The sequence below is a fragment of the Sorangium sp. So ce117 genome (assembly GCF_051524395.1).
Lineage (GTDB): Bacteria > Myxococcota_A > Polyangia > Polyangiales > Polyangiaceae > Sorangium > Sorangium cellulosum_B.
In genome coordinates this window covers 5591703-5604126 of sequence record NZ_CP150309.1, presented here as the reverse complement: position 1 = coordinate 5604126, position 12424 = coordinate 5591703, and the positions used below count along the sequence as shown (strand labels likewise).

The 12424-nt window shown below is 71.2% G+C and carries 10 protein-coding genes; 3 read left to right on the top strand and 7 right to left on the bottom strand.

The window, feature by feature from the left end; all coding sequences use genetic code 11:
* The first annotated feature begins 40 nt into the window (after nucleotides 1-40).
* The 3 genes from WMF46_RS20950 to WMF46_RS20940 are packed head-to-tail and all read left to right on the top strand — an operon-like array spanning nucleotide 41 to nucleotide 3807.
* Nucleotides 41-1576 carry a protein kinase domain-containing protein gene (locus tag WMF46_RS20950; RefSeq protein ID WP_437987207.1) on the top strand — a complete coding sequence of 512 codons (1536 nt, stop codon included), beginning with the start codon at nucleotides 41-43 and terminating at the stop codon, nucleotides 1574-1576.
* Between the two features lie 36 nt (nucleotides 1577-1612).
* Nucleotides 1613-2602 (top strand): hypothetical protein, encoded by a 990-nt coding sequence (locus WMF46_RS20945; protein ID WP_437987206.1) that lies wholly within the window; start codon nucleotides 1613-1615, stop codon nucleotides 2600-2602.
* On the top strand, nucleotides 2602-3807 hold the full coding sequence (locus WMF46_RS20940) for a lipoprotein receptor (RefSeq protein ID WP_437987205.1): 1206 nt from the start codon (nucleotides 2602-2604) through the stop codon (nucleotides 3805-3807). Before WMF46_RS20945 ends, WMF46_RS20940 begins: the two co-directional genes overlap by 1 nt.
* A 54-nt stretch (nucleotides 3808-3861) precedes the next feature.
* Here WMF46_RS20940 and asnB read toward each other — a convergent pair whose 3' ends face one another.
* From asnB to WMF46_RS20905, 7 genes are all read right to left on the bottom strand, one after another.
* A complete protein-coding gene (asnB, locus tag WMF46_RS20935; RefSeq protein ID WP_437987204.1) occupies nucleotides 3862-5874 on the bottom strand; it encodes an asparagine synthase (glutamine-hydrolyzing) in 2013 nt (670 codons plus the stop codon).
* 1 nt (nucleotide 5875) lies between these two features.
* Nucleotides 5876-7465 carry a class I adenylate-forming enzyme family protein gene (locus WMF46_RS20930; protein WP_437987203.1) on the bottom strand — a complete coding sequence of 530 codons (1590 nt, stop codon included), beginning with the start codon at nucleotides 7463-7465 and terminating at the stop codon, nucleotides 5876-5878.
* Between the two features lie 19 nt (nucleotides 7466-7484).
* On the bottom strand, nucleotides 7485-7745 hold the full coding sequence (locus WMF46_RS20925; RefSeq protein ID WP_012236454.1) for an acyl carrier protein: 261 nt from the start codon (nucleotides 7743-7745) through the stop codon (nucleotides 7485-7487).
* Between the two features lie 368 nt (nucleotides 7746-8113).
* Nucleotides 8114-9088, bottom strand: coding sequence for an NAD(+) synthase (gene nadE / locus WMF46_RS20920; protein ID WP_437987202.1), 975 nt, complete (start codon nucleotides 9086-9088; stop codon nucleotides 8114-8116).
* A gap of 196 nt (nucleotides 9089-9284) precedes the next feature.
* Nucleotides 9285-10250 carry an aspartate carbamoyltransferase catalytic subunit gene (locus WMF46_RS20915; RefSeq protein WP_272099608.1) on the bottom strand — a complete coding sequence of 322 codons (966 nt, stop codon included), beginning with the start codon at nucleotides 10248-10250 and terminating at the stop codon, nucleotides 9285-9287.
* Nucleotides 10251-10258: 8 nt separating this feature from the next.
* Nucleotides 10259-10822, bottom strand: coding sequence for a bifunctional pyr operon transcriptional regulator/uracil phosphoribosyltransferase PyrR (gene pyrR / locus WMF46_RS20910; protein WP_437554289.1), 564 nt, complete (start codon nucleotides 10820-10822; stop codon nucleotides 10259-10261).
* Between the two features lie 155 nt (nucleotides 10823-10977).
* Complete coding sequence (locus WMF46_RS20905; RefSeq protein WP_437987201.1) at nucleotides 10978-12321, bottom strand: hypothetical protein; 1344 nt, start codon at nucleotides 12319-12321, stop codon at nucleotides 10978-10980.
* Nucleotides 12322-12424: the final 103 nt, after the last annotated feature.

Sequence of the window (12424 nt, the reverse complement as noted above, 5' to 3'; positions counted from 1 at the left end):
GACGACGACCTGTGTTATTCCAGAAGGTCTGGGAGGCTGCGTGACACCCGCCGCGGGGAACACCGTTGCCGATCGCTTCCGCCTGGTGCGTCCGCTCAGGCAAGGCGGGATGGGCTCGGTGTGGCTTGCCCAGCACCTCGGCCTCGACATCCCGTGCGCGATCAAGTTCATGAACGCGCAGGGCGTCTCCAAGGAGGTGCGGCACCGGTTCGAGCGCGAGGCGAAGGTCGCCGCGCAGATCCGCAGCCCGCACGTCGTGCAGATCCTCGACCACGGCGTCTGGCAGGGGACGCCGTACATCGCGATGGAGTACCTCGATGGGGAGGACCTCGACACCCGCATCCAGCGCGTGGGGCGGCTCGATCCGCATGACACCATGGCGATCACGGCGCAGGTGGCGCGCGCCCTCACCAAGGCTCACGCGAGCGGCCTGGTCCATCGCGATCTCAAGCCGGCCAACATCTTCCTCGTCCGGGACGACGACAGGGAGATCGCCAAGGTGCTCGATTTCGGCATCGCGAAGGACAGCACGCCGCAGGTCACCTCCACCACGAAGACCGGCTCGCTGCTCGGGACGCCCGCGTACATGAGCCCGGAGCAGGCGCAGGGCACCAAGCGCATCGATCACCGCTCGGATCTCTGGTCGCTGGCCGTCGTCGTGTTCGAGTGCCTCACCGGCAAGCTCCCGTTCAACAGCGAGGCGTTCGGCGATCTGCTCCTCAAGATCATGGTCAAGCCGCTGCCCGTGCCGTCGCAATTCGCGCCCGTGCCGCCTGGCTTCGACGCCTGGTGGGCCCGCGCGGCGTCGCGCGAGCCCGACGCGCGGTTCCAGAGCGCGAAGGAGTTCTGCGACGCGCTCGCGCTCGCGCTCGACATCGCGAGCGAGAGCTTCGAGTCCAGGACGAGCATCGTCGGCCCGTTCCGCGTGTCCGGCGAGCGCATCTCGGTGGAGCTCGGGTTCGCGCCACGATCGAGGGAGAGCGCGGCGCTCCCCGACGCGGGGCCCGACAGCGCGGCGCCTTCGTTCGGGGACGCGGTCACGCTGATCGCCTCGGCGGACGGCGAGGCTGCGCGGACCTCGGCTGGGCCCGGCGCGACGGTGGCCTCGCCAGGAGCCGCGGAGGCCGCGTCTGCGATGGCCGGCCGCCAGATGCGGCCGCAGACCACCAGCGCGCTGGTCTCGGTGGTGTCTCCCCCGGCGCGACGGCCTGTCGTCGGACGCGCGCTCGCCGCCGTGGCGGCGGGCGCGGTCGTTCTCGTGGCCGTCGCGTTCTTCGCCCTGCGCGGCGGGAGCCCTGACGCGACGGGGCAACCGCTCGCGCAGCCGGCTCCCACGGATTCGGTGTCCGATGCGCCGCGGGGGCCCGACGTCGTGCCGCCGGCCACCGCCTCCGCGCAGGCGCCTGAGCCGCCCCCCTCTGTGGCCCCGGCGGTCGTGGCCTCGGCGACGGCGTCTGCGACGCCGGCGAGCGGCCCGCGTGTGCCATCGGCTCAGCCCGCTCAGGCGAAGCCGCGTTCCCCCGCGCCGCCGGGGAGCGTCCGCCGCAAGCCGAAGCCGACGGATTTCGGCATCTGACGTTCACCTGCAGCACTTCGCACGGACCTCCTTCGTATGGCTCGTCGACTAGGGATCGCCTCCTTGCTGCTCGCCCTGACCTTCACGCCCGCCGCGCTGGCGCAGGTCTCGGACGCTGATCGCGCGACCGCGCGCTCGCTCGCCGTGGAGGGGCAGGAGGCCCTCGAACGAAGGGACTTCGCGGCCGCGCTCGATCGGTTCAGCCGCGCCGACGCCATCATCCACGCGCCGACCCTGCTGCTCGGCGTAGCCCGCGCCCAGGTCGGCGTGGGCCAGTGGATCGCGGCCCAGGAGTCGTACAGCCGCATCCTCCGCGAGGGGGTGCCGGAGAAATCGCCCGAGCAGTTCTTCGAGGCGATCGCGGCCGCTCAACGCGAGCTCGACGCGCTCACGCCCCGGATCCCGCAGGTGCTCATCTCGGTGATCGGGCCGGACACCGCCGCCGTCACGATCGACGATGCGCCGGTGCCGCGCGCCGCGCTCGGGGTCCGGCGGCCGGTCGATCCAGGCGACCACGTCGTCCGGGCGGCGGCCGCGGGGTTCGCTCCGATCGAGGTGAAGGTGACGCTCGCCGAGGGCGCCAGCGAGACCGTCGCGCTCGAGCTCAAGCCGGTCGCGCCGCCGCCTCCGGTCAAGCCGAGTCCACCGGTGGCGCCGCGGCCAGACCAGGGCGCTCCTGCTTCCGGTTCCGGCGGCAGCAGCCGCACGGTGCTGGCGATCGCCGCGTTCGGGCTCGGCGGCGCCGGGCTCGCGGCCGGCGCCGTCGGCGGCGTGCTCGCGCTCGGCAAGCACGGCGATCTCTCGGGGCGCTGCCCCGGCGGCCGGTGCGACCCGTCGCTCAAGGGCGATATCGACAGCTACCACGCGATGGGCACCCTCTCGACGATCGGGTTCGCGATCGGCGCGGTGGGCGTCGGCGCGGGGGCGTTCCTGCTGCTCACAGCGCCGAGATCGCCGCAGCGCGCCGGGATATCGATCACGCCCATGATCGGGCTCGGCTCCGCGGGAGCGAAGGGGAGTTTCTGATGCGCCAGGCGTTCGGAATCGGCTCGATGGTCTGCGTTGCCATCATGACCGCCGCGGCATGCACCAGCGTGCTCGGGGACTTCACGGTGAGCGAAGCCAGCGCGAGCTCGGCCGGTGGATCCGATGCGTGCGCGACCGGCACGGCGGACTGCGACGGCAACCCCGACGACTGCGAGGTGAACCTGCTCGACGACCCCCAGAACTGCGGCGCTTGCGGCGCGGTGTGCCTGGACGGCGGGACGTGCAGCGCGACCGGCTGCAGCGGGGCCACCGAGATCGCGCGCGGGTTTCCCACCATCGAGGCTCCGAACGCGAACCTCCTCACCGTCTACCAGGGCGAGGTCTACTGGACCGCCGGCGAAGGCACGGACGGCAGCGTGCAAAAGGTGTCGGTCCTCGGCGGAGCCGTCACGACGCTCGCCGTCGGCCAGAACGCTCCGTACGGGATCGCCGTCAACCAGCACGGCGTCTTCTGGTCCAACCTCAACGACAAGGACGTCTTGATGGTGGACCGCAACGGAGCACGCGCGCCAGAGGTCCTCTTCGACTCGGACTTCGCGACCCTCGGCGTGGCTGCGGACGACAACGCGGTGTTCTGGGCGCAGCGCGCGGCTGGCATCGGCACGCCGGGCGACGGGAGCCTCATCGGCCAGATCCTGATGCCCGGCGAATGGGCGGACGACGAGTTCCTCGAGGTCAGCAATGCTTCGCCGCACCTCATCGCGCTCGACCAAGAGCACGTGTACTGGGTCGACAGGAGCCTGCGCGGCACGGTGAACCAGACGCATCGGCAGACCGGCGACACGAAGCGGCTGGCTGACGAGCAGCTGTTTCCGTACGCCATCGCCGTGGACGACGACCACGTCTACTGGACCAGCAGCCCGCGCGGGGATCACGCCAGCGAGCTGTCTGCCGTCATGAGGGCGCCAAAGGACGGCTCGGAGGACGCGGTGGCTGTCTGGACGGCCGTCGAGGATGATGACGTGGCGCATGCGTCCCCCGACTGCATCGCCGTGGATGGGCTCGATGAGTTCGTCTACTGGACCGATCAGGGGTCGCCCCGCGTGATGCGGAAGCGCAAGGACGGCATGGCAAGGGCGCGGCCGCTGTACGAGGGCGGCACCCCGCGCGGGATCGCGGTCGCTGGCGGGTTCGTGTACTGGGCAGACGAGAGCAGCGGCACGATACGCAAGCTCCCCCGCTGAGGGGCGGCCCGCATGCGCCCCGCGCCTGCTCAGCGCGGGGCCGAGCGCGCCCGCTCAGCCTGCGGCGTCGCGCACCCGATCGACGTCGACGCCCAGCCGGCCTGACGTGTCGTCGGCGGCCGAGACGACGCGCGCGCCCTGGAGGATGTCGCGCGCCATGAGCTGCGTGGAGAGGATCGCGCAGAACGCCATGTCGTCGGTGTTGCTCATCGATTTGCCGCCGGTCTTGCGGCACTTCGCGACGAGCGCCGCGACGGGCTGCGCCTGCCAGATGCCGGCGTCCTTGATGGCATCCGGCGACAGGCACGCCTCGACATAGTCCGGCGTCCCGCTCCCGAAGAAAGGCTGCACCACGGGCGCGCGGTACGGCTGCTTCTTCCGCGCGAGGACGCCGGGCGGCAGGAGATCGCCCATCGCGCGCTTCAGCACGTGCTTCTCGTCGAGGGTGCGGAGCTTGAGCGCGTCCGGCAGCGCGTCCGCCACGTCCATCACGTTGGGATCGAGGAACGGGAAGCGCCCCTCGACCGAGTTCGCCATCATCATGCGCTCGCCCTGGGAGGAGAGCAGGTAGCCGGAGAGCAGCGTCGTGATCTCCAGGTACTGCGCGCGCGCGAGCGGCGTCCAGCGCATGAAGTCGCGCGGCAGCTGCTCCCTCAGGCGATCGGCCGCGGCGGTGTCGCCGATGCCCTCGCGCATCGCGGGATCGAGCATCAGCTTGATGCGGCTCGTGGCGTCCCAGCGCGGGCGGTGGGAGTAGAACGGGTCGTCCGTCTGCGCGAGGTTCCTCCCGAAGAAGGCCTTGGCCATCTCGACCTGCGCGACAGGCGACCGCTGCAGGTAGGGGTAGAGCCGGAGGAGGAGCTGCGGCCTGAGCTTGCTGTCCGGGTGGCGCGCCCAGAAGCGGCGTACCCGGTCCTCGCGGAAGATGTCGTACCCGGCGAAGAACTCGTCGGCGCCCTCGCCCGTCAGCACCACGCGGTAGCCGCTCTGCCGGACGAGGCGCGCCAGGATGAACAGCGGCGCCGGGGCGGTGCGCAGGAGCGGGGCCTCGGCGTGGTAGACGACCTCCGGGAAGACGCTGGCGATGTCGGCGTCACCGCACTGGATCGACGCGTGCGACGTGCCGAGGTGCGCCACGGCGGTGCGCTGGTACTCGGCCTCGTCGAACTCGCGCTCGGCGAACTCGACCGAGAACGTGCGCAGCGGCACCTCGCGGTTCGAGGCGATGAGCGCCGCGACGATCGTGGAGTCGAGCCCGCCGCTCAGGTAGCTGCCGACGGGGACGTCGGCGCGAAGGCGGATCGTCGAGCCGCCGCGGACCGCCTCGCGCACGCTGGACACGAGCCCCGCCTCGTCACCGCCGGGCGCGCGCCCGACGGGGAACTCGGGGCGGAAGCGGACCGAGACGCGCGGCGCCACGTCGCGATCGAGGTCGAGCGTCGCCACCGCGCCCGGCGGGATCTGCTGGATGCCCTCGTACGGCGTGAGCGGGGCGGTCGGCGCCCAGAACGTCAGCGCCTCGTCGAGGCCCTCGCGGGAGATCGCGCGGGGGATGGTGGGGTCCTGGAAGAGCGACTTCACCTCGCTGGCGAACCGGAGGACGCCGCGGTGGACCGTCCAGAAGAGCGGGTTGATGCCGACGCGGTCGCGCGAGAAGAACGCGCGCCTCCGCTGGACGTCCCAGATGACGAACGCCCACTGGCCGTTCAGCCGATCGACCATGGCCTCGCCGTACTCGGCGTAGGCGTGGATCAGCGCCTCGGTGTCGCTCTTGGTCCGGAAGTGGTGGCCCTTCGCCGTGAGCTCCTCGCGGAGCTCGATGTAGTTGAAGATCTCGCCGTTGAAGCAGACCCAGAGCGTCTCCTCGGCGTTGGCCATCGGCTGCCAGCCGCCGTCGAGGTCGATGATCGACAGGCGCGAGTGGGCGAGCGCGACGTGGCGATCGCGGTAGATGCCGAAGCCGTCAGGGCCGCGGTGGCGGAGCGCCCGCGCCATCTTGAGGGCGAGCTCGCGGTCGGGGTTCGGCGCGTCGGTGCGTAGGTTGATGAGGCCGGCGATACCGCACATATCAGATGAGCTCGCTCTTCTTGACTTTGCCGCTCGCCGTCTTGGGGAGCGAATCCATGAACTCGACGAACTTGGGCACGGCGACCTCGTCGAGCTCGGACCGCACCTTCTTGCGGACGTCGTCGGCGGTCACCGCGGCGTCAGGGGCCTTCACCACGGCGGCCTTCACCGCGACCCCGAGCACCTGATCCGGCACGCCGACGACCGCCGCCTCGACGACGCCCGGGACCTTGCAGATCACCGACTCGACCTCGAGGGGGCTCACCTTCTCGCCGCGGGTCTTGATGATGTCGTCCTTGCGCGCGACGAAGTAGAGGTACCGGTCCTCGTCCATCTTGAAGAGGTCGCCGGTGTGGAGCACGACCTCGCCCGGGAGGGGCCCCGGCCGGAGCGCGCGTGCGGTCGCGTCGGGGTTCCTCCAGTAGCCGCGCATCACGTTCGGCCCGCGCACGACGAGCTCGCCCACCTCGCCCGGCTCCGCGTGCGTGCCGTCCTCTCGCTCGATCCAGAGCTCCTCGTTCGGCATCGCGATACCCACGGAGGACGGCCGCTCGAGCGCCAGGGAGGGCGGCAGGTAGCAGACGCGCGTGCACTCGGTCTGGCCGTACATCGCGAAGAAGGAGACGTTGGGCAGGAACTCGCGGAGGCGAAGGAGCTGCGGCGCCGGGAGCCCGTACGCGGCGTTCGTCATGTACCGGAGCGCCGAGAGATCGGCCTTCGCGAAGTTCTTGAGCGAGAGCATCGACGCGAAGATCGTCGGCACGCCCGCGAAGCCGGTCGCCCGCTCCTCGGCCATCCGCTGGACGATGGGCCACGGCATGGAGAAGCCCTTCTCGAGCACGACGGTCCCGCCGAACGCGTGGGTCACGAGCAGCTGGAAGAGCCCGTAGGTGTGCGACAGCGGCAGCACGCAGAGGATCACGTCGTCCGCCGTGTGCTCGAGGTACGCGCCGATGGCCGCGGTGCTGTTGCGGAGGTTCTGGTGCGTCAGCATGACCCCCTTCGACTCGCCCGTGCTGCCGCTCGTCCAGCAGAGCGTCGCCAGATCGAGCTCGATCGCGCGGCGCGCAGGGGGCTCGCCGGGCGCGCCGGCCAGGGCCTCCTGGAAGTCGCGCCCGTCGGGCGGGGGCCCGGCCGCGGCCGGGGGAGCCGCGCCGCTCAGGAACGTCGCCGCCGGCCTCGCGCCGGGCGGGAGCTCGGCCACGGCGGCGAGGCTCTCGCGCATGCCGCGCGCCGCCACGAGCACGCGGGGGCCCGCGAGCTCCATCACCTGGCCGAGGCGCCGCGGTCGCATCGCGGTGCCGAGCAGCGACGGCACGCCGTCGGCCCGGAGCGCTCCGTAGTACGCGACGACCGCGTCCACGCCGTTGTCGAGCGCGACCATGACGCGATCGCCGCGCTGTACGCCCGCCTCGCGGAACAGGGCGGCGCAGCGATCGGCCAGCGCGTCCAGCTCCCGGTACGTGATCCGCCGTCCCTCGCAGACCAGCGCGACGTGGTCGGGGCGAGCGGCGGCGAACGATCGCAGCGCGGAGTCGATGAGGAAGCGATCCGAGCGCGGATCGCGACGAGCGGTGTGCTGCGTGCTCATGCGCCCCCCGGGGTTCGGGCTAGTTGCTGCTCTTCTTCCCGCTCACGTAGGTGACGAGCCTGGCGATCGAGCCGAAATTCTCCGGCACCATCTCCTCGTCGGCGACCTGGATGCCGAGATCCTGCTCGAGGAACTGAACGATCTCGAGGACGGCCGTCGAGTCCAGGATCCCTTGATCGAGCAAAGCGACCTCGGACCCGAGATCGGCGGTAGCGCCCCGGTATCCGAACGAGGTGACCAGGAAGTTGCGAATCGTCGATTCGATGCTGGAAGTGCTCATGGAGGTAGTCTCCACGTCTATCACCCCCCCGGCTTTCCTGTCGAGAACACTCCGCGGAGCGACGGCCAGCGCGCGGATCGCGGCAGGACGCGGTTGCGGTCGCGGTTCATCGTTCACGCACGCGTGCGTGCTCGTTGGCGTGCGGTGTTCCCCGTGCCGTCCGCGTTCGAAAGCCGCCGCCAGGGCGCGCCGCGGAGGTGAGATTGGCGACTGACGATCTCGCTGCGAGCCCGTCCGTCGCCGTCGTCAACGTGAGTGGATGTCAGCGAGGCTCCGCGCTGTTTCCGGCGGGTTTCACGACCGGGGAACGGCGTACCAAGCTGAGAATGCCGTTGACAGCGGCGCGCGTCGTCCGACGGCGCGGCTCGTCAGGCGTGGCCCTGATCGCGGACGAGCAGCGGCTGCGCGTGGAGGTACTGCGCCACCCGGCGCTTGGCTTCGATGTCCTTGAACACGCGCTCGACCTGCTGCGGCGTGATGCCGACGGCAGACGCCGCGTCCGCGGCCGGGACGTTGTTGTTGTAGGCGTACAGGCAGAGGTCCATCTTGTCGTAGGGGAGCGCGAAGTAGAACTCGTCCTGCCCCTGCGGCATCGAGAACGTGTCCGTCGTCGGCGCGCGCCTGCGGATGTCGGCAGGGACGCCGATGTACTCGGCGAGCGCGTAGACCTGGCTCTTGTACAGGTGCGCGATCGGCTTGAAGTCCGCGGCGCCGTCGCCCTGCTTGACGAAGAAGCCCTGATCGTACTCGAGCAGGTTCGGCGTGCCGGCGACGGCGTAATTGAGCCTGTCCGCGTGGTAGTACTCCATCATCTTGCGGATGCGCTGCTTGAAGTTCGTCGCGGCGACGAGCTGCAGGTACGCGTTCAGGGGCATCCGCTTCACGCGCGGCTCCTCGCCGGGCGGCTGCGCCGTCAGCTGCGAGACGTTCAGCCTGTCGCTCTCGAGGATCGAGGGAAGCGTGATCTTGAACTTCCAGCTCTCATTGTAGTCCGGGTAGACCATCCGGATCGCCTCGTCCTGCCGCTCGTAGCAGCGGAGGCCGGTCAACGCGGGCTTGATGTTCTCGATGACCGCCTCGATGCCGAGCCCCTCGGCGAGCAACTTGCCGAGGCGGAGCGCGTCATCGGAGGTGTCGCGCTCGGGCATGAAGATGCCCAGCACCTTGTCCTTGCCGAGCGCGCGGACGCACAGCGTCGAGACGACGGAGCTGTCGATCCCGCCCGAGATCCCGACCACGGCCCCGCGCCGCCGCAGCGTACCGAACACCTGATCCCGGATGGCCTGCTCGATCTCTTGCGCTATTGCCGGGGCATCGATCCTGAGGACGTCTCGCGAAAACATGGTTGGCTCCACCCTTTCAAAAAGATGGACCAGCCTATTAAAACGAGACGCAACAGGGAACCCTGTTCGCTGCGAGCAGGCGTATGCCGGGGGAGCCGCGCGCGGGGCCGCGTCTTTCATGGTTCCGTGGGTCCCATGGGCCAGGGCGTCCGTCTGCCCCGGCTGCGCCGCCGCGCCCGGACGGCTGGGGCGGTTGTCAGGGCGCGGGCCGTGGCTCGCCGGTCGCGGAGAACTCGTTGGCCTCCGCGGCCAGGATCCAGAGCACGGCCATCCTGACCGCGACGCCGGCCTCGACCTGGTCGAGGATCACGCTCTGTGCGCCGTCCGCGACGCGCGGATCGATCTCCACGCCGCGGTTCATCGGCCCCGGGTGCATCACGATCGCGTCTGGCTTGGCGAGCGCGAGCCGGGCCGGGTTCAGCCCGAACGTGCGGCTGTACTCGCGCGTGCTGGGCAGGAAGCTGCCGCTCAGCCGCTCGCGCTGCACGCGCAGCATCATGACCACGTCGGCCCCTTCGAGGGCGGGCTCGATCCGATCGTAGACCGTCGCACCGAGCGACTCGCCCGCGATCGGCAGGAGCGTGCGCGGGCCCGCGAAGCGGACCCGCGCGCCCATCGTCGTGAGCAGGTGCGCGTTCGACCGGGCCACGCGGCTATGGACGATGTCGCCGCAGATGGCGACCTCCAGCCCTTCGAGTCGACCTTTGGCGCGCCGGATCGTGAACGCGTCGAGCAGCGCCTGCGTCGGGTGCTCGTGCGTGCCGTCCCCCGCGTTGACGACCGCGGCGCGCGTGTGCGCGGCGACGTGGTGCGGCGCGCCCGACGCGGCGTGCCGGATGACCAGCACGTCCGGCTGCATCGCCTGGAGGTTCTGCACCGTGTCGAGCAGCGACTCCCCCTTGACCGCGCTCGAGGTGGAGACGCTGATGTTGATGACGTCGGCGCTGAGCCGCTTGCCCGCGAGCTCGAACGACGTCCGCGTGCGCGTCGACGGCTCGTAGAAGAGGTTCACGACCGTCTTGCCGCGGAGCGTGGGCACCTTGCGCACGCTCCGCCGGGAGACGTCGAAGAGCGACTCGGCGGCGTCCAGGAGGGCCACGATCTCGGTACGCGAGAGACCCTCGATGCCGAGCAGGTGTCGGTGCGGGTAGATCCTCCTCATGCGCTGGCTTACGTTCCTTCCGGTGGCGGGGGGGGCTCCGAGAGCTTTGTGCCGGCGGCGGTGACGAGAGCCCAGAGCTCGCCCGCGCGCTCCACGACGTCGATGCGCTGCCCGGGGGCGAGCTCGACCGCGCGGACGATGTAGTCGGGGTGAATCGGCAACTCCCTTCCGCCGCGATCGACGAGCGCGACGAGCTCGATCCGCTGCGGTCGCCCGTAGTCGAGCACCGCGTCGAGCGCCGCGCGGATGGTGCGACCGGTGTAGACCACGTCGTCGATCAGCACGATGCGCCGGCCGTCGACGGGGAAGGAGATGTGACTGGGCCCGATGCGCGGGTTCGGCAGGGCGGTCGCGGCGTCGTCGCGGTAGAGCGTGATGTCGACGGCGCCGACCGGCGGCGCGTGCCCCTCGATCTCGAGGAGCAGCGCGGCCAGCCGCTTGGCCAGCGGCTCACCGCCCCGTCGGATCCCGATGAGCGCCAGATCTTCCACGCCGCGGCCGCGCTCGGCGATCTGGAGCGCGATACGCCGCAGGCCGCGCCCGATGGCGGCCGGGTCGAGCAGAGCTTCCATGGCGCGGCGAGGGCTAGCACGGCGAGCGCCCTGCACCCAAGGCCCGCGTGCGCCGCCCGCCGGATCGCCCGCGCGCCCGAGGGAGCGCGCCCCCCTCCGGCCGTCCTGAGGAGGAGGAGCGTGCTTGTCGCGGCGGCGCGGAGGCGCGAGCGGCCTCAGTCGGGCTGGTGCAGGACCCGCTGGGTGCGCTCGACGAAGTAGAACCGCTCGAAGCCCGCGCGCTGGAACGTGAGCGCGCCGAACCCGTTGACGGCGATCGCGGCCGCGCCGAGGGCGTAGAACGGCGCGCTGAAGCGGCGTCCGGAGACGGCGATCATCGCGAAGAGAAACGGGGCGAAATCGTTGGAAAAGCGGTAGCCGAACTGGAGCCAGCCGGTGTTCTGGTAGAGGAGGCTCGGCAGCGCGACCGCGGACACCGTGGCGGCGAGCGCCCAGAACGGGGGCGGCGTGCGTCGGGGCCAGAGGGCCCACGCGTAGATCGGCGTGGTCACCCAGAGCGCGAGCCCGTGCGCGTTGATCTGGAAGGGGGCGCCCTGCACGTGGGTGTACGGCAGGCCGGTGAGCACCACCGCGAGGTTGCGCGGCAGGTAGTGGTACGAGAAGAGCCCCCACTTCTCGATCCGCGCGCGCCACGCGATGTGGAGGTACCGGTGGCCGAACTCGGCCGCGTCGCCGAAGCGCGCGTGGTTGTGCCAGAGCAGCGCCGAGAGCACGAGCGCCGCCGGCGCGGCGAACAGGGCGAGCCGGCGCACGAGGGCGCGCGGGTCCGAGCGGTCCACGCGGAGCGCCTCGAACAAGAACAGCGGCAGGGCGAAGCCGAGCGGCGTGCGGGTCGCGAAGCCGAGGCCCAGGGCGAGGCCCGCGGCGAGCGGATGGGCGGCCTCGAGCGCGCAGTAGAGATAGACGCACGCCAGCGCGACGCCGACGACGTGCGCCGCGAACCATACCGTCCCTTGCACCGCGCTGAACCAGTAGACGCTCCCGAGCGCGAAGAGCAGCGAGAGCGCCACGTTCTCGGCCTGCGTGCGGTGGCTGCGGCGCGAGGCCGAGAGCTTCTCCAGCGCGAGGAAGAGGACAGCGGGCCCGACGCCGGCGAAGGCCAGGAAGAACTGCCCGTCGCGCACGCGCTCCGCGCCGCCGGCGAGCTTGACGAGCGGCGCGATGAGGACCGCGGGGAAGGGGGGGAAGCTGACGTAGTAGCGGTCGTCGAATACGGCGAAGTCGTTGCCGCCCGCGTGCGCCGGAGGCGGTCCGCCGAGATCGAGGCGGCCGTGGAGCCACGCCTCCGCGAGCAGCGCGTAGTGGTTGTAGGGCGTGTGGGCCGCGAAGATCTCGCGGGAGGAGCTCGCGGCGTACGCGAGCGTCACGAGCGCGTAGAGGGCGATCGCGACCGCTGCGCGGCGGCCTGCGCGCCGTGCTTCCCCTGAAGGTTCCGGCCGCCGATCGGCGGAGCCCGGCGGCAGCGGGGGCCGGGCCTCGGGCGTGGCGCTACGGTCCATGCGCGGGCGACGCTACCATGCAGCCTGATGTGACGGCGGCCGCCGGTCGTTCTTGCGAGCCAACGCACCCCGCGCTAAACGCTCCGCTTTCACTGGCCCGGAA

What these genes read in the sequence shown, in the direction of transcription:
- WMF46_RS20945 (WP_437987206.1), top strand. Translation starts at nt 1,613, where the DNA reads ATGGCTCGTCGACTAGGGATCGCCTCCTTGCTGCTCGCCCTGACCTTC.
- WMF46_RS20940 (WP_437987205.1), top strand. Translation starts at nt 2,602, where the DNA reads ATGCGCCAGGCGTTCGGAATCGGCTCGATGGTCTGCGTTGCCATCATG.
- asnB (WP_437987204.1), bottom strand. Translation starts at nt 5,874, where the DNA reads ATGTGCGGTATCGCCGGCCTCATCAACCTACGCACCGACGCGCCGAAC.
- WMF46_RS20930 (WP_437987203.1), bottom strand. Translation starts at nt 7,465, where the DNA reads ATGAGCACGCAGCACACCGCTCGTCGCGATCCGCGCTCGGATCGCTTC.
- WMF46_RS20925 (WP_012236454.1), bottom strand. Translation starts at nt 7,745, where the DNA reads ATGAGCACTTCCAGCATCGAATCGACGATTCGCAACTTCCTGGTCACC.
- nadE (WP_437987202.1), bottom strand. Translation starts at nt 9,088, where the DNA reads ATGTTTTCGCGAGACGTCCTCAGGATCGATGCCCCGGCAATAGCGCAA.
- WMF46_RS20915 (WP_272099608.1), bottom strand. Translation starts at nt 10,250, where the DNA reads ATGAGGAGGATCTACCCGCACCGACACCTGCTCGGCATCGAGGGTCTC.
- pyrR (WP_437554289.1), bottom strand. Translation starts at nt 10,822, where the DNA reads ATGGAAGCTCTGCTCGACCCGGCCGCCATCGGGCGCGGCCTGCGGCGT.
- WMF46_RS20905 (WP_437987201.1), bottom strand. Translation starts at nt 12,321, where the DNA reads ATGGACCGTAGCGCCACGCCCGAGGCCCGGCCCCCGCTGCCGCCGGGC.